The following is a 26,656-nucleotide window of genomic DNA, read 5'->3' on the forward strand; positions in this document are numbered from 1 at the left end:
TCAAAGTTTTCAAGAGAATAGGAGTGGTGGAAGTGTCGCAAAGTAATACTTGGAGTTTAGTGACTCCTTCGGTTCCTCACAAAAAGCAAAGTATTACTTTTTCGATAAAAAGCATTTAAATACAAAAAGTTAAAAGTGAATGCATGACCGTAACACGACGAGTTATTCTCTAAATGTTACTTCTCAACTATGCTGTTCACTAATATTCAATCTAGTTTGAAGTAATACCTTCGCTTATAGCATTACTTACTTTGTTCGATATAAGAAGACGATATCGAACTAGAATATACAGTAACTAGCTGATTTTGCTGATTAACAAGCACAAAAAAAGACGTCCTAAGACGTCTTTTTTCAAGAATTTGGCGGTGAGTGAGAGATTCGAACTCTCGATACGTTGCCGTATACACACTTTCCAGGCGTGCTCCTTCAGCCACTCGGACAACTCACCGTATTGTTTGTTAACGCTGTTGGCTAACGAGGCGCTAATTTAATGATTATCCTTGATGGGGTCAAGTGCAAATCGGGAAAAAAGCGCTCTTTTTTAATTGTTTGCTTACTTTGTGATTAATTCGATCAAATGATCGGCAAATCAGACGCTTTGGTAGTAACCCGGTACTCGAAACCAGCGGCGACATAGGTCTAGGAAGTAGCCGTAAAGTACGCCCATTCCGCATGATACTACTGCGTTACTCGATACTGCCGTGATGATTTGGTCAGTCGATGCGCCTACAGTAAATAGAATCGCTGCGTATACTGGCGACTGAAATGCTACATAGGCGATTAGGTCTGAAATGGCCTTCATGGTGCCCGAACCTGATACTTTCGCGCCTTGTCTTAGTGCCCAGTCACGGAAAACGCCATATGGCCATGCAATTGCAATATTAACGGGGATCGACAGTAAACGTGATGCCAGTGACTGTTCGAACGTCATGCCAGATACTAATACTTCGATTAGCATGCCAGAGACGAAACAGAAGACGACCATAGCAAAAGTGTCTGCTGCGGCGTTACGAATACAAAAAGGAGCTTTAGGTTTCAATTCAGGAATCTCGCGGAATAATAAACTATCAAAAAATGCTTTTGGCAATTCATATAACTAGATATCTTTTACTATCTAGATTTCGTCGCTATTAGAACACCAATTTGGTAGTTTTACATACCGTATTTAAAGTCACTTGGTAAATTAATCACCAATTTTAAAGTTCAAACTAGATAAACTCGCTATTTGTTGTAATTTGATTACATTTATTGACTATACCACTGATATTCAGTGAGTTAGTGGCACGTTATGTACAATAGTTACAGCTCTAAACAATTAGATGCTCTTGGCTAAGCAGAGTTTACTCAGGCTTATGGGGTGGATGGTGCCGTAATGGGTGTTTTATGAAATCTAATGAGTTGAATAACAAGCTAGGACGGTGCAGTGACGCCAATAACAGCGTCACTACGAAGGTTTAACGCAGAGGCTCTACGTTCGAACGGCGTTTGCTTGAGAACTGGAATAGCTTGTTGGCGTATTGATACAGAGCGTCGTCTAATACTCTTTCATCAATGGGCTTACCAACAATAAAGTCGGCGCCAGCGCCTAACATGCGCTCTCGAGTCTCTTTAAAGACATCGGCGGTACAACCAAAGATCAAGGTATCTTTTTCACGGCCGAGCATATTACGGATACCCGCGATAGCCTCTACCCCATCCATAACCGGCATATGGTTATCCATTAAGATAAGATCAAACTGTTGGGTGGAGACAGCTTTTAGCGCCAGTTCGCCGTTTTCTACCGAGGAAGTGATAAAGCCTTTGCGCTTCATAAAAGTCTCGATGATGATGGTGTTGGTACGATTATCTTCGACGATAAGCGCTTTGAGCCCACGATAGTCGAGGTGACGTTCAATATGAACATCTAACGCTTTCGGTTTGCATGGTTCAAGTTGGACGCGAACCGTAAACTCAGATCCCATCCCTTCCTGACTGGTTAGCGTGATGTTGCCCCCCATACAGTGTGTAATCTCTTGCACTATCGCAAGACCAAGTCCAGTACCACCAAAGCGGCGTGTGGTGCTCGATTCGGCTTGCTCAAATGGCTTAAACACTCTTGCTTGCGCGTCGGGTGAGATTCCTATTCCGGTGTCTTTGACTCGGATAACGAGCGCCGTCACTCCATCATTCACTTCTTCAGACAAATAAACTTCAACCATTCCTTGCGAAGTAAACTTAACCGCGTTGTTGAGCAAGTTAAATAGGATTTGACGCAGGCGCGCTTTATCGCCGGAATACCAGCGAGTTTCATCAACTTCCGAGAAGACGCTAAAACGTAGCCCTTTCTCATTGCATAAGGTGTGATAAACGCTGTGCATACTGCCAATAATGGAGCTCAGCGGGAATGGGCGATTTTCAAGCTCAAGGTGCCCTTGCTCAATCTTCGAGTAATCCAATATCTCGTTCAACAGAGACATCATATGATCACCTGAATCATAAAGGGTTTTGAGTAGTTTACGCTGCTCTAGGTTAAGGTCGGTTTTAAGTAAGATTTGAGCGGTGCCCAATACGCCGTTCATCGGTGTTCGGATTTCATGAGAGAGCGTGGCTAGGAACGCCGTTTTTGCTTTAGTGGAAGCCTGCGCTTTGACGCGTTCTTGGTCTAAATAAATGGTTTTTTCATTGAAGGTGTCGATTAGGTAGCGAATCTCGTCCGGGCTTTGATAGTTAATATCGATACTGCCGCCCTCTTTGGACTCATCGACTTTCTTAGCAATATCAGTAATCGGCTTAATGAGATATTGGCTAATAAGGTAATAGCCAAACATCAAACAAAGCAGCATGACCGGCACGATACCCAACTCGACTGCCATTACGATGTCTGACACTTGATCAGATACCAGTCGTCTCGCATTGACGACTTCTAGACTCCAATCAAAATCACCAAATTGACGTTGACTGACGTAAATATCACGCCCTACTCGGAAGTTGTGCTCGGTAATCACATGATTGTTCGTATCGCGCACGATCACTCCAAGATCGTGCTCTCTTGCTTTACTTTTGACGAATTTCACTAGGTTTTCCAATGAAAGATCGACGGTAGCAACTCCGGCAAATTGACCATTTAAGTAATAAGGCGCTGAAGCCGTGATCATTTGCACGTGGGTATAAGGATCGATGTACACCTCAGACCATGTAATAGTATTCACAGGCTGATTTTTTACTGAGGTGTACCATGGCTCTAGGTGATAGCCGTCGGCTTCGGGGTTGTTCCAAAGATCAATTTTATCCACCGTTCCATCACTGGTACGGTTATAGAACAGGCTGGTGAGTTTAATGTTGGGGTCTACAGAATACGGTTCGGGCCAAATGCCACCACTCACGGCGATTCCATCATTGAGCTTAAATACCTGACAGAGTGCTTCATCGAGTGCGGTGCGGTTTTCAATGGACTGCGCCATAGCGACGATACTTTTCAATACACCCACAGAGCTGGAAAGTGGCGCAGAGATCTCGGCGGCGAGAAACTCGTTTTTGATATCGAGGTTTTCTTCTAGCTTGGCACGAACTGGAGACTCCACCACCATATAGGTGATGCTTCCGAATACCGCGATAAACAGAGCTAGGTACAGCGCTAGCGCGACGACACTTTTCTTTTTGAGAGACTCGTTGATAACCATAACTAGAGAAGCGATCCTTTTCTTCTTGTTCGACTCAGATAAATTCGTCTATTTTATTCGTCTGTAGCTTGTTACTATTAAGCATCATTTTCGCCTTTACGGTAAAGCATTTTGACATTAAAAGACATACTTTCCCTTCCTGAGTTAGAAGGTAAACTTCTTAACGAAGCGCAAACACAAGGCTTTGTCACCTCGATGGCCGCTGCGCCACATACGTTACCACCTGAAGAGTGGCTACCGTTTCTGTGGGGTGGTGAGGAAGTAGCACCATTCACATCCGGTGAGCAGTTAGAAACTTACGCACAAGCAATTATTGGCTTGTGGAACGACTTCCGCCCTGCTCTATTAGACGGCGAATGGCAGTGGCCAGAAGGTTGTGAACTAGACGAAGAAGAGATCGTGACGTTGGCAACCAAAGACTTCTGCGAAGGTGTTCTTCAAGGTTGGCAATTGGCTAGAGATGACTGGGAAACCATCATGCCAGAGCACAGTGAAGACAACGCTCTGTTAGGCGGCGTGCTACTGTCATTGAGCATGCTTTACGACCCAGAGACATCTATCGCAACGCTACAAGCACAAGGTATTGAAGGTTTGGAGCAGTTTGCTGAAATCTATAATGCCATGCCAATGATGCTTTGTGGCATTACGCAAAAAGGCGCGGTACTAGCTGAGCAGCAGTAATGCAAAAAGCTCCTCATAATGAGGAGCTTTTTATTATTTTTAGAAACGGTAACCCATCGACACAATCAGCTGATTCCAGTTCAGGAAGCTGTATTCCGCCATTAAGTTCCACTCTTTCTCATAGCCAAAGTCGTAGACTGCTGCGAGTGACATGTTGGATGTTTCTTTGCTTTTTAGGTTTACGTCAAAGCGCAGTTCATCAGCAAGGTTCAAACCACCAACTTGCAAGTCGGTTAAGCTACCTGTCACGTTCTGCTCAATGCTCTGATACTGATAACCCAATAACATCGTTAGCTTACCGTAAGGTACGTCATAACGCTGACCAACTCGCACCGCACCGATTTTGGTTAAAATGGTACTGTCTGTCGTGGTGGTCCAAGCATTGGTTACAGCACCCGCTGCCGTGACAATAATTGGGTTGAATCCATCGATCACTTCAAACTGCGTCGCAAGTACCGCACCAATACCTAAGTTGTAGGCTTCATATTCGATGTTGATTGGTATGGTCGCTGGTACAGGAAACGGTTTGCCATTACGTGTTGCATTGGAAAGATCGGCGCTGATCTCCTTATTTCCTTCGGTATAGCCTGCTAAACCATAAACATTTAGGAATGGAAATACCCATGCGTCAAGTCTAAGCTGAACACTCTTATCAGACCCTTTAATCGATACATCATCTGCTGGTACGACATAGTGATTAGGCTTGTTACGACCGCCAAGTAGCCCACCTGTTGCGTCAATTTTGAAATCATCCGTCGCCACATACTCAACATCTTGAGAGTTCATATAGATGCCAAAACCAACGGGAATCGGTAACTCATAACCTAGGTCACGAGCCTGCTCACCCCAAACCGGTAGACCACTCCAGTGCGCTTGGTTCTTCTCTCTTTCTACTTGTTGTTTCAGTTCATCACTCGCTGCATATACAGTATTTAATACCATATAAAAGGATGTAAGAACGAGTATGGTTAGTAATCTAATCAAAACGGTTTACCTAAAAAGCTTCAGTAAAGTTGAAATAAAATGCCGAGCCATGTTTACCCATCCCTAAATCAAGGCGGATATTCATGCGCGGTTGAAGTTCATAGCGATAGCCAATGCCATAAGACAAAATAGCGTGTCCCGATAAATCTTCGACAGACTCTCCCACCGAGCCCACGCCCGTCCATGCGGTAATGCCATGGTTAGATAGCGCGCCTGAGCTACGACGGAATGTATGTCGGTATTCAGCGGTTACTTCTGCCGTCACCTTGTCACGATATTGGCCTTGATAGTAACCGCGCATCGAGTTTGCGCCGCCTAGTTCAGGCATGTCGTAATAGGGCGTATCGCCAAAAGCTTGTTGGAATCGACCTAGCACTGCCAACACTCGACCCTTCTGGAAACTGTGGAAAGTTCGATATTCCACGTCCAGTTTCTGGTACTCAGCTTGACTGCCTAGTGCTTCGCTATACAGCAGCACCTCTGTTCTAAACAAAGAGCCACTCCAAGGGTTAACAGCAACGTCACGAGAATCGTATTGAATGCTGCCACCTAGACCCCATGTAAAAGGTTTATCTTTGAACTCGTTAAAATTCTCATCCAATATCGCCGAATCAGGTTCGGTGGTTGGACTGAAGTAATTCAGCTTTATTGCGGGGCCCGCAAACCAGTTGTCGACCATTCGAAAGATCAAATTGCCTTTATAATTGTTGGTGTTGGCTTTGTATTGAGTGACATCGCCAAAATCAAACTGCTGCGCGGCATCATAGCCGATGCCCCAATAGTGTTTGCCTTGAGTACCTGCGTTCCATGCGCCTTGGAATTGAATATCATCGTTATTCCAAAACAGGTCATGTTTAGCTCGTAGACCATAGCCTACTTCCGAATCAACATAGTTACCGATGATAAATGCCGAGACACTTGAGCGTTGCAGTTGTTGCTGTTCACGGTCGGTTTTGAATGAATACAAACCACCTACCGCAACAAGTACACCTTGTTCCGGAGTAAATGCAGGTCCACCTAGGAAGCTGAACATGGGTAACCCATTCACTTCACGGTAGTATTTTTTTGCGTACTTTAGATCTGAGATGGTCTCTGAATAGCGGCTATCGGTATTGTCGTCTTTTAGTTTTGAGATAGCGTCATCGTATTCGTCTACCTTAGTGTCTGCTTTAGTAACGTCGTGTTCGAACACCATGTCTTCTTTCTTGGTTTCAAGTTGAGCATAGTTAGGTATAACGACATCTTCTGTCGCGGCCACAATAGATGGTGCGATAGCAGAAAGGACAAGTAGCGACAGCAAATTTACGCGCATGAATTGTAAGGTTCCCATAATCAATGAATGAACGTTCATTCATTTTTTCAAAAAAGCGCGCGCATAATAAACAGAACACATTTCCGTATCAAGATATTTTTCTTTCTCAAATTATTCACATTCCGAATATCGATGAACAATTTGATGACATAGGCTTGTGGCTAGAGGTTTTTCCAAGAAAAATTGTCAATTCGCTCGTCGGCGATATAGAACAATTTATTGCCTGCGGAAATGGATTGTTCGAGATCTGGGTTAAGAATGATGCCATTTCCTACATCCACTGCGATTAAAGTCGCTTGGTACTCTACTTTCATCCAGTTGAACAAGGCTTCGACCGATGAGTCTGGAGCATCGCTTGGGTAGTGAACCGAGTATTGCGTCATGCCTCGTGTTGAGCTTAATAGCTCTTGATGTAAGGCACTTGAACCAGGATCAACCGCAGCCTTAGCAAGCATTTCCGCTCCTACAGCTGGGATACATTCAGAGTTTGGACAGTGTTGATGTAGAAGGTCGCTCAGCGCTTCGTCTTTGAAATAAACCAGCAGGTGAGCATTAGGGTTGCGGTTTGAGCAATAAAGGGCCGCAGAGAGGGTTATATCGTCTTCGGGATTATCAATAAGAATACAACTAGCGGTTTCGATGTTGGTTTTTTCCATTTCTCGTCCGTCGGTATAGCTGTTCACTTTGACAAAAGAAATCTCACCGGGAAGCGGGTTTTCGATATCCGAACGACTGCACAACACTATAGGTCTGCGACCTGTTTCTTCATGTTGCAACATACGAATAAGATGAATAGTACGCTGACCATTCCAACCCAACATTAGAATATGATTTTCCACAGTTACTTTCCTTTTACCGAGTTGTCCAGAACGCCAAGAATCGAGCCCGAGTGCTGCTAAACGGCCAAGTAACGCCGCAAACAACATTAGTCCCCCAGGGATGACAAATAAGATAGCCACCCAACGACCTGCTTCCGTCGTTGGAGATAAGTCGCCATAACCAACCGTTGAAGCGGTAACGACGATAAAATAGATGAACTGAGAAATAGGAACCGTCAGGTCTGTTTCGCCACTGGCTCTGAGTAATACCCATGATAAGCCAGCATAAAGCAAAATGGCGGCCGCTAAGCTTTTAAACCTGAGTTCGAACAGATGAGAATGAAACCATTTTCTGAGTTGTAACCAAATCGCCACTGACTTCCCTATTCGTAGACGGATTATGTGTTAAGCATATATGAAAATGGCGAACAACATATACGAAAAAACCAGTCCGAAGACTGGTTTTTTGAGAACGGCGTTAACTTTGGTGGTTACGCGTTGCCTTTCACTTTAATTTGCAGTTGCTCAGCAAAGTCCAACATGCGATTTAAAGGAATCAGCGACTTAACGCGTAGCTCGTCATCTACAAAGATTTCGTGCTCTTCACCGCCGTCTTTCAGTGCTTTTTCAATGGCACGTAGACCATTCATCGCCATCCAAGGACAGTGTGCACAGCTGCGGCATGTTGCGCCAGCGCCTGCTGTTGGTGCTTCGATCAGTTCTTTCTCTGGCACCATTTGCTGCATTTTGAAGAAAATGCCTTTGTCGGTCGCAACAATCATCTGCTTGTGCGGTAGCTCTTTGGCTGCTTTGATTAGCTGGCTGGTAGAACCAACAGAATCCGCCAGTTCAACTACGCTAGCCGGAGACTCCGGGTGTACTAGAATTGCTGCATCTGGATAAACTGACTTCATGTCTTTCAATGCTTTGGCAGAGAACTCGTCATGGACGATACACTCACCTTGCCATAAAAGCATGTCTGCACCAGTTTGGTTCGCGATGTACGAACCTAGGTGACGATCTGGCCCCCAAATAATTGGTTTATCTTCAGCGTCTAGGTGCTCAACGATTTCAAGGGCGATACTTGATGTCACAACCCAGTCAGCTCGTGCTTTTACGGCTGCAGAGGTGTTGGCGTAAACCACAACCGTGTGGTCAGGATGCGCATCGCAGAATTCAGTGAACTTGTCCGCAGGACAGCCAAGGTCTAAAGAACATTCCGCTTCTAGAGTTGGCATCAGAATGCGTTTTTCTGGCGTTAGGATCTTTGCTGATTCGCCCATAAAGCGAACGCCAGCAATGATCAGCGTCGACGCATCGTGGCGGTTACCGAACTTCGCCATTTCAAGAGAATCACCCACGAAACCACCCGTCTCTTCTGCAAGAGCTTGGATTTCAGGATCGGTGTAATAGTGTGCAATCAAAACCGCGTCTTTTTGTTTTAATAGCGTTTTGATGTTGGCAATGTATTGCTGTTTCTCGTCATCACTTAGAGGAACAGGCTTAGGGGGAAACGGATATACCGTATCAATAGTGTCTAAGATGTGGCTCATAGCGCATGCTCTATGCTACTTCCAAATAGTCCGAGCATTGTACACGGATATTCCTACAAGGACAAAGGCAGGCCAGATGTAATCGACCAAAGTTGAATAGAAAGTGGCCGCATCGGGCTAAGAGTGTGATGGGTTATAAAGAAGCGTTGAGGTTGGTAGAGAAAACAATTGCATCCACAACTCGCACAGCAGCTACTTTAAACGTCACCCCTGCGGAGGCAGGGATCTTATTCCAGCGAGTACTGAACGCGCTTTTAGTAGATTCCTGCCTACGCAGGAATGACTAGCCTTGTGTGGTTGGGATCGCTTTAGGTGAACGCCCGCCAATGCAGGCGCCCGGCTATAAAAGCGACAACGCACTTGTCTGATTATTACTTCAAATTAGACTGAGCAACTTTCGCAGAAGAACTACCTGGGTACTCAGCAATTACTTGCTCGTAGTACTTTTTCGCTTCTGCTGCTTTGTTGCCACGCTTCGCTAGATCGCCCAATTTAACCAGTGCATCTGCACGTTTGTTGGATTCTTTAAAGCCTAATACCGCTTTAAAGCTCTTTTCTGCTTCTGAATCTTGGCGTTTAGCAAAGTAAAGCTGACCTAACCAGTAATGCGTGTTCGGCATAAAGGTTGAGTTTGGATAGTCTTTTTGGAATTGCTTGAATGCTTCGATAGCACCTGCGTAGTCACGTTTTTTCAGGATAAGGTCTACAGCATTTTGATAGGCAGTTTGCTCATCAGCGTCTGTGCTGAATTTGCCTTGAGGTGCTGTGCTGTCTTTTGCTACAGGAACTGGGACTGCGGACGTGCTTGCTTGAGAGCGAAGTTTGTCGATCTCAATGAATAGTTCTCTCTGACGCTGCAACATTTGCTCCATATCGTAACTGTTGCGTTCTAACTGACCACGTAGAGTTGCGATTTCTTGCGTCATTTCATCGAGCTGTTGCTGCATTTGCAACTGAACTCGGTTTCGGTTTTGAAGCAGGCGTTCTAAGCGTTGAACGTCAGTTTCATTGGTTGCAGCATGGGCTGCTGAAATAGAGGCAGCAGTTGCCGAGGAAGATGTTGCGCTCAAGTCGGTAACCGGTGCTTTTGTCGCGTAAGCTGTGCTTGCTGCGCCGGCTAGTAACGTAAGCGTAACAACGCGCTTAATGTTACTGTTCATAAAGGTTATTACCTCAATTGCCGTGGCTTAAAACAATGAGTCGCAGCGCAAGGGCTGCGACTCAACAATCTTAAGCAGATTGAATTAGTAAACTAGAACTGCGCGACGGTTTTTCGCGTACGCGTCTTCAGATTGACCTAGTACTAGTGGTTTCTCTTCACCGTAGCTTACGATAGAGATTTGGTCAGCTTGTACGCCAAGAGCTTGGATGTACTTAGCTACAGCTTGTGCACGACGCTCGCCTAGTGCGATGTTGTACTCAGGTGTACCGCGCTCATCAGCGTGACCTTCGATAGTCACTTTTAGTGATGGGTCTTTGCTTAGGTATGCTGCGTGTGCTGCAAGCATATCTTCGTAGTCACCAGCAATTGTAGAGTTATCGAACGCAAAGTAGATAGTTTGGTTTTCACGAAGCGCTTTTTCTTTTAGCTCTTGCTCAGAAAGTTGTGCATTCTCATCGATTGGAGTAGCAACAACAGTTTCTTGCTGTTGTTGGTTAGAAGTTTCTGCACCTGTTGATGACGCAGCGTCATCAGTTGAGCTACATGCTGTCATCGCAAGAACTGGCAGTGCGATTAGCAACCCCTTAAAAACTTTGTTTAATTGCATTGTTATTTCCTTAACCTAAAAATTTAATTGCTATAAAAACGGTGACCATGCTGGGGCTCTTACACGCCCATTTGTAGCCGGTAATCTAGCTTTAAATCGTCCATCAATGGAGACCATAGAAAGGACGTTAGTTTTGTTATAAATAGAGCTGTATATCACCATGCCACCATTTGGTGCGATGCTTGGTGACTCATCTAGCAGTGTTTTCGTGAGGATTTGCACTGAACCTGTCTCTAAGTCTTGTTTTGCAAGGTTAAATCCAGAGTTCGAGCGATTTACCATCACGAGGTAGCGACCGTCAGGGGTGATCTGCCCACCGAGGTTTTGTCTACCCTGCCATGTGATACGTTTGGTTTTACCGTCGGACAAATTTACTTCATAAATCTGAGGGTTACCACCCCTATCCGACGTAAAAATAAGGGATTTGCCGTCTGGTTTCCAGAACGGTTCTGTATTATTTGACCTACCGCTAGTAATTTGACGTAGTTTTCTTGTTTCAAGATTTAACGTATATACATGCAGTTGCCCAGTCTTTGATAGTGTTAACGCTAACGTCTTGCCATCAGGAGAAAATCTTGGCGCACCATTATGACGTGGGAATGACGTAATTTTTTCACGCTTACCGGTGTAGATGTTCATGATGAAGATTTCAGCTTGCCCGTTTTGGAAACTTACATAGGCAAGTTTTTTCCCATCTGGAGACCAAGCCGGAGACATTAGTGGCTGCTTAGAACGTAGAACAAGCTTCTCGTTATAGCCATCATAGTCAGCAATACGCATTTGATACGGGTACTGATCTTTGTCATTAACAACGACATAAGCAATTCGAGTTAAGAATGCGCCACGCTCACCAGTTAGTTCTTCATAAACAAGGTCAGAAATGCGGTGAGCATATTCACGTAGGCGATTACCTGGAACGGTTGCTTTCTTCTTGAATAGGACGTGATCGTTCGACAGAACCAGTTGGCCATCATCACTTAGAGCCTTTGATTTGCCCCCAGTCAATTGACCGCGTACTACATCAACCAGTTGGTAGCTTACTTCGTAGTTACCTTCTGCGTTTTTCACGATGGTACCCGTTAGCAACGAATCAACACCAATTGATGTCCACGCCTCGAAGTTTATGTCTGACGCATCGTAAGGCGTTTGCGGCATTTTGCTGGTTGCTACAGGACTAAACTTACCACTTCGTTGTAAGTCTGATGCAATCACGGCCGAAACATCATGAGGAAGTTTTCCCTCACCTTCCCACTTAAATGGGACAATGGCGATAGGTCTTGCGGAATCAATACCGTCGGTAATGACAAGTTCTAAAGCGGCATTTGCAGTCTGAGCAGCGAAGCTCAGCACTAATGCCATTCCTAATAGTATTCGCTTAATCACGAGGTCTTCCTTTTTACTCTGGAACTACGGTCAGATTAATATTTTTAAGTTGTTGGTTCACATCCGCTTCTTTTGAAAGCGGGAAGGTTCCAACCTGAGCTATCGCACGCTTAGTCGCGGCACAAAGTCTGCTATCTCCATCGAGTACTGCAACTTGACCAGCGATAGCGCCGTTACCCGCAGGTATCAGTTTCAAGTTAACTCGACATTGCTTTCCCCGAAAGCTGTCCTCAAGAAGCAGCTTTTGTTGAATTAGCTGAGTGTAGATTGCGCCCATACGTTGTACTTCTGATGCAACGTGTTTAGAGCGCGCACTAGTATTCAGAGCCGCTTCACTTTCAAGACCAGAGAAAATGTTATCTAGAGCGGCTTCTTGCTCCTTGCGCTCACGCTCAAGTTGCTGCAAACGCTCCTTCTCTATCCTGGCTTTTTCTGCTGCTTCTTTGGCGGCTTTCTCTTTAGCAATACGTTCTTTTTCGGCACGCTCAGCAGCTTCTTTCTCACGCTGGGCTTTTTGTTGTGCTTCTTTGATCGCTCGTTCTTTTTCTAAACGTTCTTTCTCTGCCTTAGCTATCGCCGCCTCTTTAGCGACTCGTTGTTGCTCAGCAACACGAACAGCTTCTTCTTTGGCTTTACGTTCAGCTTCAGCTTTTGCAGCGCGCTGCCTTTCCACTTCGCGGCGTTTCTCCGCCTCACGCGCTGCTTGAGCATCTTTCGCTTGTTGCTGTTTTAACTTGCGAATGCGCTCTTCTTCTGCTTTGCGATTACGCTCCAGTTGCTCACTTTCACGGCGTAACTTATCAAGGCGGTCTTGTTCTTTTTTAGCTGCGGTTTCGCGCTGCTTGCGAATCTCTTGCGCTTGTTGACGCACTCTAGCAGGGTCGATGACCACTGCTTGCACCATACCTGTTGGCTCCGCTTTATTCATCGTGAAGTCTGTCCCCCACAATAAAGCGACAACCAGCATCAAGTGAGCAAACAAAGAGATCGCTATTGGCTTTCCGTAGCTAGAATTATTCTTCTTATTGCTTTTCATACCGTTGCGATGACTATTCCCTGATATCGGTTAGTAGGCCCACTTTTGGGATACCTGCCTGACTTAACTCATCTAACAACAACACTACCTCTGCGTAAGGGGTAGCTGCATCACCGCCTACTGCCACTGGCGAGTTTGGATTGATCGACAGCTCAGCTCGAACGCGAACAATAATGTCTTGTAAGCTAAGGCCTCTTTGCATGTCTTCGTTATTAACGCTCAAACCAAAATTACCATCACGGTCGACTTCAACAATGATAAAACTTGCGTCGCTGTCACCTGCTAGTTCTGTTGCTGGCTTAGCGGTGGACGTTTTTGGTAGTTCTACATCCACACCTTGAGTGACGAAGGGTGATGTCACCATAAAAATGATAAGTAGAACTAGCATGACGTCGATATACGGAACGACGTTAATTTCACATGTCAGCTTGCGTTTCTTTGGTTGGTAGCCAGCCATTACTGCTCCCTACCCGCCATTGCTTGTCTATGCAGGATACTGTGGAACTCTTCTGAGAATGTCGCGTAGTTGTGCTCCAACTTGCCTACTTTATTACTGAGTCGGTTGTACGCCATTACTGCTGGGATAGCTGCGAATAGGCCCATTGCTGTTGCGATCAGTGCTTCTGCGATACCAGGTGCTACCATCGCTAGTGTGGCTTGTTTTACTTCACCCAGTGCGATGAACGCATGCATTATGCCCCAAACGGTACCAAAGAGACCGATATATGGAGAGATAGAACCAACGGTTGCTAAAAATGGTAGGTTTGTCTCTAGATCTTCTACTTCGCGAGAAACCGCAACACGCATCGAACGCCCCGTTCCTTCCATAATGAAAGCTGGTGATTCAGCGTTAGATTTACGAAGTCTTAAAAACTCAGTGAAGCCGCTATAGAAAATCTCTTCCGTACCAGAAAGGTCGTCTTTTCTTTTTTTCACATCTTGGTAGATCTGCGAAAGATCGGCACCTGACCAGAACTTATCTTCAAACTCGTCGGAGTCTTTAGTAGCCTGTTTTAGTACCTTGCTGCGTTTGATGATCATCGCCCAAGATACGACTGACATCCCAAGCAGAATCAACATTACCAATTGAACCAGTAGACTTGCCTCTAGAATGAGGTCCACAAACGAAATATCAGCCGTCACTGTTTTTTAACTCCAATAAGATAGTCGAAGGGATAGCCTTCGGCTTCATTTTTATATTATCGATACATGCCACTTTAACGAGAGCCTTTGCAATTGTCACATTTTGCTCATCAACAATTTCTTGTTGAAATGTTAATGACGCTCGTTTGAATTCAGAAATATGTGTCTTCACTGTGAGGTGGTCGTCTAGCCGTGCACCGCGGATAAAATCAATATCGATATGACGAACGACAAAACCTACTTGTTGGTCAAGCAACTGACGTTGGTGTACGTTTCTGCTACGAAGCAACTCGGTTCTGGCGCGTTCAAAGAAATTGAGATAATTCGAATGGTAGACCACACCGCCTGCGTCGGTGTCTTCATAATAGACGGTGATGGGGAATTCGAAATACGGTGATAACTGAGACAAACTGGTAACTTCCTAATGAATACTGCGCTCTAATATAACGCAAGTGATTGTGTTTGTTATAAGAGCTGACAAAAAATTTTGAATAAAGTGCCAAAATTTACACTCAACTGATGAAGTTATTAGCAGTTTCGAAAGTTTGTTTGTTTCAAAAGGTAAAAAACCCGAGCATAGCTCGGGTTTTCTTTAGATAACGTACATTAACGTTAAGTAACTCAACACAGTTAGTGACAAGTACGGACTGAACACCGCTTGCCAGAGCCAGAACCTCGGTCGGAATCCGACTCCAAACACCATGCTGGCACAAACAGACAATACAAATAGCAATCCTAAGAATGGCGAGAAGCCACCAATGGCGTCAGCGTATTGGTCTGGACTCCACATAAACAAACCGACATTAACAAAGCCGAGTATCAGAGATAAGACGCGCAATAGCGTCTTATCTACAGGTTTGTGGAGTTGCTCTAACTGTTGGTTAAGATTACTCACTGTCTTCGTCCATCATCTCACTGTGCTCTAACCAAAGAGCGTTGATGATGCCGAATGCACACGCAAGTAATACACCTAAAATCCAAGCGAAATACCACATATCAAATACTCCTTAGTAAAGTGAATTTTTGTTTTCTTCGATGAACTTGTCATCAAGACGACCAAACATCTTGTAGTAAGTCCAAGCTGTGTAGCTAAGAATTACTGGAACCATTACGAACGCTACCGCTGTCATTAGGTTCAGAGTCAACTCACTTGAAGTCGCATCCCACATAGTCAAACTATGGTTAGGGTTTAGGCTACTTGGCATTACGAATGGGAACATTGCAAAACCAGCCGTAAAGATGATGCCGCCGTTCGCTAGAGAAGAAGCAATGAACGACACTGCACATTTCTCTAGACGCGAAGCCAGTACTGCTAGTAGAGGCATCACCACACCTAGTGCTGGAGCAATCCAAAGTAGTGGGTACTTCTCAAAGTTCGCCATCCACGCACCTGCTTCACGAACCACTTCTTTATTAAGTGGGTTCGATGCTGCATTGCCGTCAATTGCGCTTACGATTGAGTAGCCATCGATGTTTTGAATCCAGAAACCTGCTGCTACAAAAGCTGCAACAACCAATAGACCCATTAGCTGTGCTGTGTTGCGAGCACGAGTATGGATATCACCTGTTGTCTTCATTTGTAGCCAAGTTGAGCCTTGTAGCAAGATCATGAACAAGCTTACTAGACCGCAAAGTAGCGCAAATGGGTTTAGTAGACCAAAGAACGAACCATGATACGTTGGCATCATGAATTCACTCAGTTGGAACGGTACACCTTGTAGCAAGTTACCAAATGCCACACCAAAGATGATTGGTGGAACAAAACCACTGATTGAAATAGCGATATCCCAAACGTTACGCCATTTGGTGTCTTCTAGCTTTGAACGGTAGTCCAAACCGATTGGACGTAGCCATAGCGCTGCTAGCGTCACAATCATTGCAAAGTAGAAACCGGAGAACGACGTTGCATAAACAAGTGGCCATGCAGCGAATAACGCACCACCAGCAGTGATCAACCATACTTGGTTACCATCCCAGTGAGGGGCAATCGAGTTGATCATTACACGGCGTTGGCTGTCCGTTTTACCTAGGATAGGCACTAGAGCACCTACCCCCATATCAAATCCATCGGTGATTGCGAAACCAGCCAATAGTACGCCGATCAGAATCCACCAGATGAGTCGTAAGACTTCGTAATCAAACATTCTTTTTCTCCTTGCTTACGCTTCTACTTGGCGACTAACTTTGTTCTCTACCGTTTCGTCATTTTGTTCGAAATGGTAACGACCAGTCTTCAAGCTACTTGGACCTTTACGTGCGAATTTCACCATCAAGTAAACTTCAGCAATTAGGAACACAGTATAGAGGGCAATGATTGCGAACAGTGAAGACCATAACTGGCCTACCGTTAACGCTGACGCGGCTACGTGAGTCGGTAGAATTTCACCAACAGCCCACGGTTGACGTCCGTATTCAGCAACAAACCAACCTGCCTCGATAGCGATCCAAGGAAGTGGAATACTGAATAGCGTTGCTTTGAGAATCCATTTCTTCTGCTCGATTTTTTGACGACATGTTTGTACAAACGCTGCGCCGAATACGAATAGCATGACAAAGCCACACGCAACCATTATACGGAATGACCAGAATAGCGGCCAAACTTTAGGGATAGAGTCATCCGCTGCTGCTTGGATTTGATCTTCTGTCGCATCAACAACTTTGTCTGTGTAGCGTTTAAGTAGTAGACCGTAACCTAGGTCATCTTTCACTTCATCAAACGCGGCAACGTTAGCTTCGCTGCGGTCACCTGCACGAAGTTTTTCTAGCAGCTCGTAAGCGTACATACCGTTACGAATACGATCGACGTGCTCTTCGCGTAGGTCACGAAGGCCAGTTACAGGAGTATCTAGAGAACGCGTTGCGATAATACCCATTACATATGGGATCTTAACCGCGAAGTCGGTGTGCATTTCTTCTTGGTTTGGTAAGCCAAACAGAGTAAATGCTGCCGGTGCTGGCTCAGTGTGCCACTCTGCTTCAATAGCCGCGAGTTTCACTTTTTGAACATCACCCAGCTCGTAACCTGATTCATCACCAAGTACGATTACCGATAGAATAGATGCCATACCGAACGAAGCCGCGATAGCAAACGAACGACGAGCAAATGCAACATCACGACCTTTAAGTAGGTAGTAAGAGCTGATACCTAGGATGAACATTGCACCCGTTGTATAGCCTGATGCTACTGTGTGAACAAACTTAACCTGAGCTACTGGGTTGAGTACTACCTCAGCGAAGCTCACCATTTCCATACGCATTGTTTCAAAGTTGAACTCAGCGCCTACTGGGTGTTGCATCCAACCGTTTGCAACAAGAATCCAGAGTGCAGAGAAGTTCGAACCAAGCGCAACTAACCATGTAACGGCTAAGTGCTGACGTTTTGAGAGCCTATCCCATCCGAAGAAGAAAAGTCCGACAAAAGTGGATTCGAGGAAGAAGGCTACGAGGGCTTCGATAGCAAGAGGGGCACCGAATATGTCGCCAACATAATGGGAATAGTAAGACCAGTTGGTACCAAACTGGAATTCCATAGTAAGACCGGTGGCAACACCTAGAGCGAAGTTAATACCAAATAGCTTACCCCAGAACTTTGTCATGTCCTTGTAGATTTGCTTATTGGTCATTACGTAGAGGGACTCCATGATGGCTAGCAGGAACGCCATACCGAGAGTCAATGGAACGAACAAGAAGTGATACATTGCCGTGAGTGCAAATTGCAGTCTCGACAGATCAACAACGTCTATCATGGTAACTCCTTTTGTGTCAGCTGAACGACACTTTCTACATTTAGCTTCAAGGACTTTGTTTAATAGACATTAAACTTGTTGAGCAAATCATCATCCTTGTTGCAAAAATGTACCTCAATGGTTAGTTAATTGTTAAGCTTGCGCTAATATAGCTGGCGCTAATATTACTGTTAAATTGACTCGGTTTCAAAAGGTTTATTTGTAGAGTTGCTTTGATTTACATCAATAAACACAAAGAGTTGATTGTACGATCTTTAATCACATTGATGCAGATCAATTTCAATGAATTTATGTAAGCAAATTAAGGGAAGTGTGAAGGGGAGGAAGAATTGGGAATACCCCTTTAGTAGCAAGGGATTATAGCGTGAAGTGTTAGCTATATGAAACAGAATTGGACTTCAAATCACACAAAACGATAGATATGACAAATAAAACAAAGCCGCATATTTGCAATATAAATTTACAATAATGCGGCTTAATAATTATTCACAAAAAGGAACTATTTGGATGAAATCTGACAATTATCAATGTTTATCGATACCGAAGTGTAAATAAGCTCGGTCAGACGCGATACGGCCACGAGGTGTGCGTTGTAAATAGCCTTGTTGTATCAAATAAGGCTCAATCACATCTTCGATGGTGTCTTTCTCTTCACCAATGGCTGCTGCTAGGTTGTCGAGACCTACAGGACCACCTGCGAACTTCTCCATAATTGCTAGCAAGAGCTTTCTATCCATGTAGTCAAAACCTTGATGATCGACATCAAGCATATTCAGTGCTTTGTCTGCGATATCCGCACAAATATGACCATTGCCTTTCACTTCCGCATAATCTCGAACGCGGCGCAGTAGACGGTTGGCAATGCGAGGTGTACCACGAGCACGACGAGCAATCTCCAACGCGCCTTCTGGTTCCATTGACAAGCCAAGACAAGACGCGCTGCGCTGCACGATCTTTTGCAGATCAGCAATTTTGTAATATTCCAAACGCTGAACAATACCGAAACGGTCGCGAAGTGGTGAAGTCAGTGAACCTGCTCTGGTTGTCGCGCCAATCAAAGTGAACGGAGGCAAGTCAATCTTAATAGAGCGTGCAGCAGGGCCTTCGCCAATCATGATATCCAGTTGGTAGTCTTCCATCGCGGGATATAAAACTTCTTCAACCATTGGACTTAAACGGTGAATCTCGTCAATGAACAAGACGTCATTTTCTTCGAGGTTGGTCAACAGCGCAGCCAAGTCTCCTGCCTTCTCAAGCACCGGACCGGACGTGGTGCGAATGTTCACTTCCATTTCATTGGCGACGATATTGGCTAAGGTTGTCTTACCTAGACCCGGAGGACCAAATATCAACAAGTGATCAAGCGCCTCATTACGCAGTTGTGCCGCTTTGATGAAAATTTCCATCTGGTCACTAACATGCTCTTGGCCTTCATAATCGGCCAGTTTTTTAGGACGTATTGCTCGGTCAATCACGTCCTCATCTTTGAAAACAGGATTTTCAGGCGCTATTAAGCGATCGGCTTCAATCATGTCACGCTGTCTCTTTGCTATTCATTCAGCTTATTTAATAAAGGTGAGATTTAATTTCTCACAACTTAAACCATAGCACGCAGTGCTTCACGAATCAGCGCTTCGCTGGTCATATCTGGTTTCGCAACTTGAGAAACTACTTTTGATGCCTGTGTAGGTTTATAGCCCAACGCAAGCAGTGCACTGACCGCCTCTTCTTCCGCGTTGTCGGCATTCATAGCACCAACACTATCAACTGGTGCAGCGTCAGTCGCAGGCGTAAACAAGTCACCCGCGCCCCAACCTTTCAAACGATCTTTCATTTCAACAACTAGACGCTCAGCAGTCTTTTTGCCGACGCCAGGTAGCTTAACAAGAGTAGAAATGTCTTCACGTTCTACACACGCAACAAACTGAGTAGCCGACATGCCGGATAGGATACCAAGACCAAGTTTTGGACCAACACCATTGGCTTTGATGACCTCTCTGAACAGTGCACGTTCACGGACGGTATTAAAGCCATAAAGTAATTGCGCATCTTCACGCACTACAAAGTGAGTGTAAATGATCGCCTCTTGGCCAATTTCAGGTAGTTCGTAGAAACAGCTCATCGGCATTTGAATTTCGTAGCCAACGCCGCCCACTTCAATTAACAGTTCTGGCGGTTGCTTTTCGATTAGAGTTCCACGTAATCGTCCTATCACAGTTCAATGTCTCATGTTAGTTGCAATAGGGCTTAGGATATAGAATAACTGGATAGGTATCCAGTTATTCTAAGTAAAATTTAAGGCATAACAGAGCGTAGGCGCTCGGAGAGTTCAGTGCCCTCATGGATTTGCTGACCAAGCTGATCACTAATCGTCTGAATGTCTTCGGCAATCGCTTTACTGCCGACGACAGACTCCGCCACATCACTGCTTGCCTGGTCTAATTCGCCGATGGCTAAATTCTGCTGAGTGACCAACTCACTGAGCTCGGTAATTTCTGAAGAAATGGTTTGCACCTGTTCTATCATCATACTCAACTCAGAGACTGTGGTTTGAATGGTTTTTTGTCCGGAGTTGATTTCTTGCTGACTGTTGTTGATAAGAGTGCGAATCTCATCCACTGAATTACTGGTTTTAGACGACAGTTCTCTGACCTGCTCAGCAACGACGGCGAAGCCACGACCATGTTCACCTGCCCTTGCTGCTTCAATAGCAGCGTTTAACGCAAGCAAGTTAGTTTGCTCTGCCACGGAAGTAATCAGCTCAATAACCGACACCACTTTCTGATTACTGTTATCGATATTGGTGATGGCCTGCGTCGAAGCATTCAGCATTTCCGAGCTGCTCTCTGCTTGCTGCTTTATTGAGTCGGTTTGGGTAATCACTTGCTCCATAAAATTGACCGACTCTTGGGTGAACGACGACAGCTGTTCCAATTGCTGACTCATTTCCTCTGCGGCACTGGCTTGAGAAGCGCTGTTGAGACTCAGTGACTGTACGTTACTTGTCAGTTGTGTAGATTGCGTGTTCACTTGATGAATCACTTCATCTAACTCTTGAACACTTTCGTTAACAGCGAGCAGCATGCTATCAAGTTTCTTCTCACCTTCTGACGCTTTTTCTGCTTGTAACGCACTCTCTTTTTGCGCTTTTTCAGCGCGTGAAATCGCACTTTCTTTCTGTTTTGAAGTAAAACTTTGCGCGAAGCAAATGACAAATAGCGGCAGTAACATGCCAGACCAAATCTCTATATTCTGCTTAGATGCCGACAAGTTAATCGTTGGGAATTGATAGCCGGAAGTATGCAAATAGGTCATCACAGCGGATACCGCTAGAATCCCGACGCTCCACGTTAATGCCATAATACGAGATGCGGAAAGATAGAAGGCTACGATCAACAGCGGGGCCCAGAACGCTTGCGTCGAATCAACGATGCCACCGCTTTGGAAGATAATATTCACCGCATGCAGCACCATACCAAAGAAACCGATGTTCAGTGCAAGTGTGATCATCTTACTAAAACGAAGCACTGCTAAAGCAATAACTTCGACCAAGATCAACGCGATAGAAGTGAGAAATAGAGACGCGTGGCCATTGGATTGCCACTTAATCGCGCTGTATAAACCAACCACCAAAGCCACAACTGAGAAGACCGCGGTGATTTCCGCTTTACGAAGGGTGTCGCGAGTAAGGCTATCCGAATTATTGATAAAATAATGCCACATGCCGTTGGAGTTCCTTGTTATTTGATTATTCGGACATTTGGTCCTTTGAATTGACTCATCGGACCAATATTAGAAAGTTAACAAATAATTAACAAGGTGAATTAGGCGAAAAGCTCTAAAAGTGTGGACTGGCTATCGTTAAAATTATCGGTATGGCGTTTATATCGCCACACTTCCTTGATGGCTTCATGCGATTAATTTGATTAGCGATAACGCCCTTTTTTTGCGCCTGTTGCTTTACCCGCTAAAGCGACAAGTGTTTTGTTGGTGTTTGCATGACAGATTGCGACACCTAAGGCGTCAGCCGCATCAGCTTGAGGTTTGGACGGCAATTTCAGCATCGCCATAACCATGTGCTGAACCTGTGCTTTATCTGCTCCACCCGTACCTACTACCGCTTGCTTGATTAAGCGTGCTGCGTATTCGTAGACAGGCAAGTCATTATTCACGGCAGCAACAATTGCGCTGCCTCTGGCCTGTCCTAACTTAAGCGCTGAATCAGCGTTTTTAGCCATAAACACCTGTTCAATAGCAAACACGTCTGGCTGAAATTGAGTAATGATCTCACTCACACCTGCGTAGATTTGTTTGAGTCTGCCTGGTAACTCTGCTTCTGATGTACGGATACACCCGCTACCGAGGTATTGCAAATGGCGACCCTGCTGACGAATTACACCATATCCGGTGATACGCGAGCCAGGGTCGATTCCTAGTATTATTGACATGATTTCTCGTTAATTACTCAAGGCTTGCTGCGACTTCGTCAGAGATATCACCGTTGTGATAGACCTCTTGCACATCGTCAAGGTCTTCCAGTGCGTCAATCAAGCGCAGCAATTTTGGTGCTGTCGTCTCATCAAGCTCTGCTTTAGTTGACGGCACAAGCGTCACTTCTGCATTGGCGGCTTGGTACCCAGCGCCATCTAGCGCATCTTTCACCGCACCAAAGTCGGCAGGCGTGGTGTAAACATCAATAGCACCATCGTCTCCGGTTTCAATATCATCAGCACCACCTTCTAGTGCGACTTCCATCACTTCGTCTTCGTCCAGACCTGGAGCATAAGAAATGACGCCCTTTTTATCGAATAGATAGTTCACACTCCCGTCAGTACCGAGGTTGCCCCCTGCTTTAGAAAATGCGTGGCGAACGCCAGATACGGTTCGATTACGATTGTCGGTCATGCATTCCACCATGACTGCCGTTCCACCGGGACCGTAACCCTCGTAGATAACCGTTTCCATGTTGTCATCGCCTTCCCCACCAGCCCCACGACTCACGGCACGATTTACCGTATCACGAGTCATATTGTTGGAGAGTGCTTTATCAATAGCGGCACGAAGACGAGGGTTGTTTTCAGGTTCACCACCACCTTCTTTAGCGGCAACGACAATTTCGCGAATTAATTTAGTGAAGATTTTGCCGCGCTTGGCATCTTGCGCAGCTTTACGGTGACGAATATTCGCCCATTTACTATGACCTGCCATAACAAATCCTTTGAGTTCTATGAAGTTGGATTACTTTTTATGTTGGTATAACTATACAGATTTTGGAAACAAAAACTCCCGCTGTTGCGGGAGTTTTGGGTATGTTGTGATCTTGGCTTTTAGTTTTGGTGCTCGCGGTTAGAAGGTCCCTGCATACGCAGGGATGACAACAGCTTGAGCACACCAAAGGTTGATGTGTTATTCCTGCGCAGGCAGGAATCTACCCAAGGCGTGCGACCTAACTAAAAAACCACGTCGTACCTTAAGAGTCTTTCTTCTCTTTCGCCGCCGTTACTGCAATCGCTAGCTCTTCAAGTGCTGCTGGGTTTGCTGCACTTGGTGCATCTGTCAGTAGACAAGCTGCTGCGGTCGTTTTCGGGAATGCGATTACGTCACGGATGTTTTCCGTACCGCAAAGTAGCATCACAAGACGGTCAAGACCGAATGCAAGGCCTGCGTGCGGTGGCGTGCCAAATTTTAGTGCATCTAGTAGGAAACCAAACTTCTCACGTTGCTCTTCTGCATCAATACCAAGGATCTCGAATACTGCTGCTTGCATTTCTGCGTTATGGATACGAACAGAACCGCCACCTACTTCATAGCCGTTTAGAACCATATCATACGCGTTTGAGTTTGCTGCCGCTGGGTTCGCTTTTAGCTCTTCCGCAGTCATGCCTAAAGGAGACGTGAATGGGTGGTGCATCGCGTGTAGGTTACCCTCGTCATCTTCTTCGAACATTGGGAAGTCAACAACCCAAAGTGGTGCCCACTTAGACTCATCGGTAAGCTCAAGATCCTTACCAATCTTAAGACGAAGTGCGCCCATTGCTTCAGCAACCGTGTTCGCTTTGTCTGCACCAAATAGGATGATGTCGCCAGACTCAGCTTCAGTGCGTTCAAGAATACCGTTGATCACTTCTTCGTTTAGGAACTTCGCTACTGGAGACTGGATACCTTCCATACCTGCGGCACGGTCGTTAACCTTCATCCACGCAAGACCTTTCGCGCCGTAAATACCAACGTACTCTGCGTAACCATCAATCTGCTTACGAGTTAGAGAAGCACCGCCTGGTACACGGATAACAGCTACGCGACCTTTTTCGTCGTTAGCTGGGCCTGAGAACACTTTGAATTCAACGTCTTTTAGTAGATCAGCAATGTCTACTAACTCAAGCGGGTTGCGTAGATCTGGCTTATCTGAACCAAAACGACGAATCGCTTCAGAGAAAGGCATAACTGGGAACTGACCTAGGTCTACGTTCAATAGCTCTTGCCACATATCGCGAACCATTTTTTCTGTCACTTCACGAACTTGATCCGCAGACATAAAAGAAGTTTCGATATCGATTTGAGTAAATTCAGGTTGACGGTCAGCACGCAAGTCTTCATCACGGAAGCACTTAACGATTTGGTAGTAACGGTCGAAACCAGACATCATCAGCAGCTGCTTAAATAGCTGTGGTGATTGAGGTAGTGCGTAGAACGAGCCTTTGTGAACACGGCTAGGCACTAAGTAGTCACGTGCACCTTCTGGTGTCGCTTTAGTTAGTACTGGTGTTTCGATGTCTAGGAAGCCATTGTCGTCAAGGAAACGACGAACAAAGCTTGATGCTTTAGCGCGCAGCTTAATACGATCGCTCATTTCTGGACGACGAAGATCGATGTAACGATACTTGAGGCGCTGCTCTTCAGTATTGGTTTGGTTGAAGTCTAGTGGCAATACATCACTGCGGTTGATGATTTCAAGGCCAGTAGCCAAGATCTCAACCTCGCCAGTTGCCATGTCTTTGTTAACTTGGCTTTCTGGACGAACACGAACTTCACCAGTCAGCTTGATGCAGAATTCGTTGCGAAGTTGGTTTGCCACTTCGTAAGCATCAGCCATGTCTGGATCAACAACTACCTGAACGATACCTTCACGATCTCGCATATCGATAAAGATAAGACCGCCTAAATCTCGGCGACGGTTTACCCAGCCGCACAGTTCTACAGTTTGTCCTGCAAGGGACTTGTTCAGGTGACCACAGTAATGGCTACGCATAGTGAATTTCCCAATTTCCAATAGTGATAATGAAACGTATAGTATGGGCAAGTGACTATTATCTAGCCAACTTACATTACACCCATAAAATCAAAGGTTCATTTATACTCGGAAAATCGTCTAAAATCGACCTAATTTGACAGAATTGTTGTGTTTAATTGCCAGTTGCGGCACTAGAACTCTTGAAATGGATAAAATATCAACAAATCCTGTTGATACGATCTAAGCCAGAACATTACAGTCAATACACGAGATGCCATAGATGGAAACGAAAGCAAGGGAAGATGATGAGCGAGCTTAAGTTAAGATTGGGTTTAACCATGTGGTCACACAGTGATTGGCAGCACTCATTCTATGGTAAAGGTACCAAGCCAAATGAGCGCTTGGAGCGTTATGCATCTGTTTTTCACACTGTGGAAGGCAATACCACCTTTTACGCTACACCGAATAATTCTACTGTCGATAGCTGGAATCGTGCGACTCCTGAAGATTTCCGCTTTACCTTCAAGCTCCCAAAACAGATCACCCACGAGCAAATGCTCACTCAATGCCGAGCAGAGCTAAACAACTTCCTCAAAGTTATGGAACCGCTGCACTCGAAAATTGGTATGTGGACGATTCAGCTTCCGAGCAGTTTTGCTCCCGAACACCTCGCATCACTGCAATCTTTTTGCCAGTGGTTCCCTAGCGACATGCCGTTGGGGGTTGAGGTTCGCCATTTGGGATTTTTCAATAAATCTGATGACGAACGACGGTTTAACCAATGGTTAATGGAGCAAAATATCGACCGCATTATTATGGATAGTCGTCCTGTTTTCGCGGCCAAGCCGGATACCCCTGCCGTCATCGATGCTCATGAAAAGAAACCAAAAGTACCTGTTCACGCTATTGCAACCGCAGAACATCCAATGATCCGCTTTATTGGTCACCCAGATATGGAACAAAATCTTCGCTTCTTTAAGCCTTGGGAAAACAAACTTGCCGAGTGGGTTCAACAAGGTAAGCAGCCTTACGTTATGATTCATACTCCTGACAATGTCGAAGCGCCTGAGCTTGCCATTAAGCTTTATGAAGTGCTAAGCCAGCATTTGGCGACGCTACAAACAACGCTTTCCCCACTCAACGCAATTCCAGCATTGCGCGACGATCATCAAATTTCAATGTTCTAATTCATTACTGCGTGTCTATCTCTCACTGATTTGACCTAACACAAGTTGCGATACAGTTACGTAGGATGACTTTTCTTGATGAATAACGTAAAATGCGCGCCTTTTTTATTGCCTCTGAACTTGTACTTAGCAAAGCGCTGAACCAAGTTTAGGA

25 protein-coding genes and 1 tRNA gene are annotated in these 26,656 nt (G+C 45.2%); 2 read left to right on the forward strand and 24 right to left on the reverse strand.

Going from position 1 to position 26,656, the window contains the following annotated elements:
• Positions 1 to 360 precede the first annotated feature (360 nt).
• From OH456_RS08555 to OH456_RS08565, 3 genes are all read right to left on the reverse strand, one after another.
• Positions 361 to 448: transfer RNA gene (locus OH456_RS08555), tRNA-Ser, on the reverse strand.
• 141 nt (positions 449 to 589) lie between these two features.
• Positions 590 to 1,039 carry an L-alanine exporter AlaE gene (locus OH456_RS08560; protein WP_038223284.1) on the reverse strand — a complete coding sequence of 150 codons (450 nt, stop codon included), beginning with the start codon at positions 1,037 to 1,039 and terminating at the stop codon, positions 590 to 592.
• A 415-nt stretch (positions 1,040 to 1,454) separates the two neighbouring features.
• Entirely contained in the window at positions 1,455 to 3,659 is a 2,205-nt protein-coding gene (locus tag OH456_RS08565) for a hybrid sensor histidine kinase/response regulator (RefSeq protein WP_107306183.1), read from the reverse strand.
• Positions 3,660 to 3,770: 111 nt separating this feature from the next.
• Here OH456_RS08565 and OH456_RS08570 point away from each other — a divergent pair, with 111 nt between their 5' ends.
• Positions 3,771 to 4,340 carry a UPF0149 family protein gene (locus OH456_RS08570; protein WP_038230123.1) on the forward strand — a complete coding sequence of 190 codons (570 nt, stop codon included), beginning with the start codon at positions 3,771 to 3,773 and terminating at the stop codon, positions 4,338 to 4,340.
• A 39-nt stretch (positions 4,341 to 4,379) separates the two neighbouring features.
• Here OH456_RS08570 and OH456_RS08575 read toward each other — a convergent pair whose 3' ends face one another.
• From OH456_RS08575 to aspS, 21 genes are all read right to left on the reverse strand, one after another.
• Positions 4,380 to 5,324 (reverse strand): hypothetical protein, encoded by a 945-nt coding sequence (locus tag OH456_RS08575; RefSeq protein ID WP_270033277.1) that lies wholly within the window; start codon positions 5,322 to 5,324, stop codon positions 4,380 to 4,382.
• 10 nt (positions 5,325 to 5,334) lie between these two features.
• The gene (locus OH456_RS08580; protein WP_270033278.1) at positions 5,335 to 6,636 is read right to left on the reverse strand and encodes a BamA/TamA family outer membrane protein; all 1,302 of its coding nucleotides are present in this window, start codon (positions 6,634 to 6,636) and stop codon (positions 5,335 to 5,337) included.
• Positions 6,637 to 6,797: 161 nt separating this feature from the next.
• A complete protein-coding gene (locus tag OH456_RS08585; RefSeq protein ID WP_062463651.1) occupies positions 6,798 to 7,829 on the reverse strand; it encodes a potassium channel protein in 1,032 nt (343 codons plus the stop codon).
• A 116-nt stretch (positions 7,830 to 7,945) separates the two neighbouring features.
• A complete protein-coding gene (gene nadA, locus OH456_RS08590; RefSeq protein ID WP_006075300.1) occupies positions 7,946 to 9,007 on the reverse strand; it encodes a quinolinate synthase NadA in 1,062 nt (353 codons plus the stop codon).
• Positions 9,008 to 9,378: 371 nt separating this feature from the next.
• The gene (gene ybgF, locus OH456_RS08595) at positions 9,379 to 10,167 is read right to left on the reverse strand and encodes a tol-pal system protein YbgF (RefSeq protein WP_107306187.1); all 789 of its coding nucleotides are present in this window, start codon (positions 10,165 to 10,167) and stop codon (positions 9,379 to 9,381) included.
• 84 nt (positions 10,168 to 10,251) lie between these two features.
• Entirely contained in the window at positions 10,252 to 10,776 is a 525-nt protein-coding gene (gene pal, locus OH456_RS08600) for a peptidoglycan-associated lipoprotein Pal (RefSeq protein ID WP_006075298.1), read from the reverse strand.
• A 30-nt stretch (positions 10,777 to 10,806) separates the two neighbouring features.
• Positions 10,807 to 12,135 (reverse strand): Tol-Pal system beta propeller repeat protein TolB, encoded by a 1,329-nt coding sequence (tolB, locus tag OH456_RS08605; RefSeq protein WP_006075297.1) that lies wholly within the window; start codon positions 12,133 to 12,135, stop codon positions 10,807 to 10,809.
• 37 nt (positions 12,136 to 12,172) lie between these two features.
• The gene (gene tolA, locus OH456_RS08610) at positions 12,173 to 13,195 is read right to left on the reverse strand and encodes a cell envelope integrity protein TolA (RefSeq protein ID WP_006075296.1); all 1,023 of its coding nucleotides are present in this window, start codon (positions 13,193 to 13,195) and stop codon (positions 12,173 to 12,175) included.
• A 13-nt stretch (positions 13,196 to 13,208) separates the two neighbouring features.
• A complete protein-coding gene (locus tag OH456_RS08615) occupies positions 13,209 to 13,652 on the reverse strand; it encodes an ExbD/TolR family protein (protein WP_006075295.1) in 444 nt (147 codons plus the stop codon).
• Positions 13,652 to 14,338 (reverse strand): protein TolQ, encoded by a 687-nt coding sequence (gene tolQ, locus OH456_RS08620; RefSeq protein WP_006075294.1) that lies wholly within the window; start codon positions 14,336 to 14,338, stop codon positions 13,652 to 13,654. Before tolQ ends, OH456_RS08615 begins: the two co-directional genes overlap by 1 nt.
• Entirely contained in the window at positions 14,328 to 14,747 is a 420-nt protein-coding gene (gene ybgC / locus OH456_RS08625) for a tol-pal system-associated acyl-CoA thioesterase (protein ID WP_006075293.1), read from the reverse strand. The genes tolQ and ybgC overlap by 11 nt, the downstream gene beginning before the upstream one ends.
• Before the next feature lie 183 nt (positions 14,748 to 14,930).
• A complete protein-coding gene (gene ybgE / locus OH456_RS08630) occupies positions 14,931 to 15,233 on the reverse strand; it encodes a cyd operon protein YbgE (protein WP_006075292.1) in 303 nt (100 codons plus the stop codon).
• Entirely contained in the window at positions 15,226 to 15,333 is a 108-nt protein-coding gene (gene cydX, locus OH456_RS08635; RefSeq protein WP_006075291.1) for a cytochrome bd-I oxidase subunit CydX, read from the reverse strand. Before cydX ends, ybgE begins: the two co-directional genes overlap by 8 nt.
• 12 nt (positions 15,334 to 15,345) lie before the next feature.
• Entirely contained in the window at positions 15,346 to 16,482 is a 1,137-nt protein-coding gene (gene cydB / locus OH456_RS08640) for a cytochrome d ubiquinol oxidase subunit II (RefSeq protein ID WP_031495488.1), read from the reverse strand.
• A gap of 15 nt (positions 16,483 to 16,497) precedes the next feature.
• Positions 16,498 to 18,084 (reverse strand): cytochrome ubiquinol oxidase subunit I, encoded by a 1,587-nt coding sequence (gene cydA, locus OH456_RS08645; RefSeq protein ID WP_006075046.1) that lies wholly within the window; start codon positions 18,082 to 18,084, stop codon positions 16,498 to 16,500.
• 524 nt (positions 18,085 to 18,608) lie between these two features.
• Positions 18,609 to 19,616 (reverse strand): Holliday junction branch migration DNA helicase RuvB, encoded by a 1,008-nt coding sequence (ruvB, locus tag OH456_RS08650; RefSeq protein ID WP_006075045.1) that lies wholly within the window; start codon positions 19,614 to 19,616, stop codon positions 18,609 to 18,611.
• Positions 19,617 to 19,681: 65 nt separating this feature from the next.
• Positions 19,682 to 20,299 carry a Holliday junction branch migration protein RuvA gene (ruvA, locus tag OH456_RS08655; RefSeq protein ID WP_006075044.1) on the reverse strand — a complete coding sequence of 206 codons (618 nt, stop codon included), beginning with the start codon at positions 20,297 to 20,299 and terminating at the stop codon, positions 19,682 to 19,684.
• A gap of 80 nt (positions 20,300 to 20,379) precedes the next feature.
• Complete coding sequence (locus OH456_RS08660; RefSeq protein ID WP_270033279.1) at positions 20,380 to 21,807, reverse strand: methyl-accepting chemotaxis protein; 1,428 nt, start codon at positions 21,805 to 21,807, stop codon at positions 20,380 to 20,382.
• A 203-nt stretch (positions 21,808 to 22,010) separates the two neighbouring features.
• The gene (ruvC, locus tag OH456_RS08665) at positions 22,011 to 22,532 is read right to left on the reverse strand and encodes a crossover junction endodeoxyribonuclease RuvC (protein WP_006075042.1); all 522 of its coding nucleotides are present in this window, start codon (positions 22,530 to 22,532) and stop codon (positions 22,011 to 22,013) included.
• A 13-nt stretch (positions 22,533 to 22,545) separates the two neighbouring features.
• Positions 22,546 to 23,292 carry a YebC/PmpR family DNA-binding transcriptional regulator gene (locus OH456_RS08670; protein ID WP_038230107.1) on the reverse strand — a complete coding sequence of 249 codons (747 nt, stop codon included), beginning with the start codon at positions 23,290 to 23,292 and terminating at the stop codon, positions 22,546 to 22,548.
• Positions 23,293 to 23,554: 262 nt separating this feature from the next.
• A complete protein-coding gene (aspS, locus tag OH456_RS08675; protein ID WP_124940907.1) occupies positions 23,555 to 25,333 on the reverse strand; it encodes an aspartate--tRNA ligase in 1,779 nt (592 codons plus the stop codon).
• A 287-nt stretch (positions 25,334 to 25,620) separates the two neighbouring features.
• On the opposite strand from aspS, the gene OH456_RS08680 reads away from it, so the two are divergent.
• A complete protein-coding gene (locus tag OH456_RS08680; RefSeq protein ID WP_038223187.1) occupies positions 25,621 to 26,502 on the forward strand; it encodes a DUF72 domain-containing protein in 882 nt (293 codons plus the stop codon).
• The last annotated feature ends 154 nt before the right edge of the window (positions 26,503 to 26,656 follow it).

Source organism: Vibrio sp. La 4.2.2 (assembly GCF_027586995.1).
Classification (GTDB): Bacteria; Pseudomonadota; Gammaproteobacteria; order Enterobacterales; family Vibrionaceae; genus Vibrio; species Vibrio mediterranei.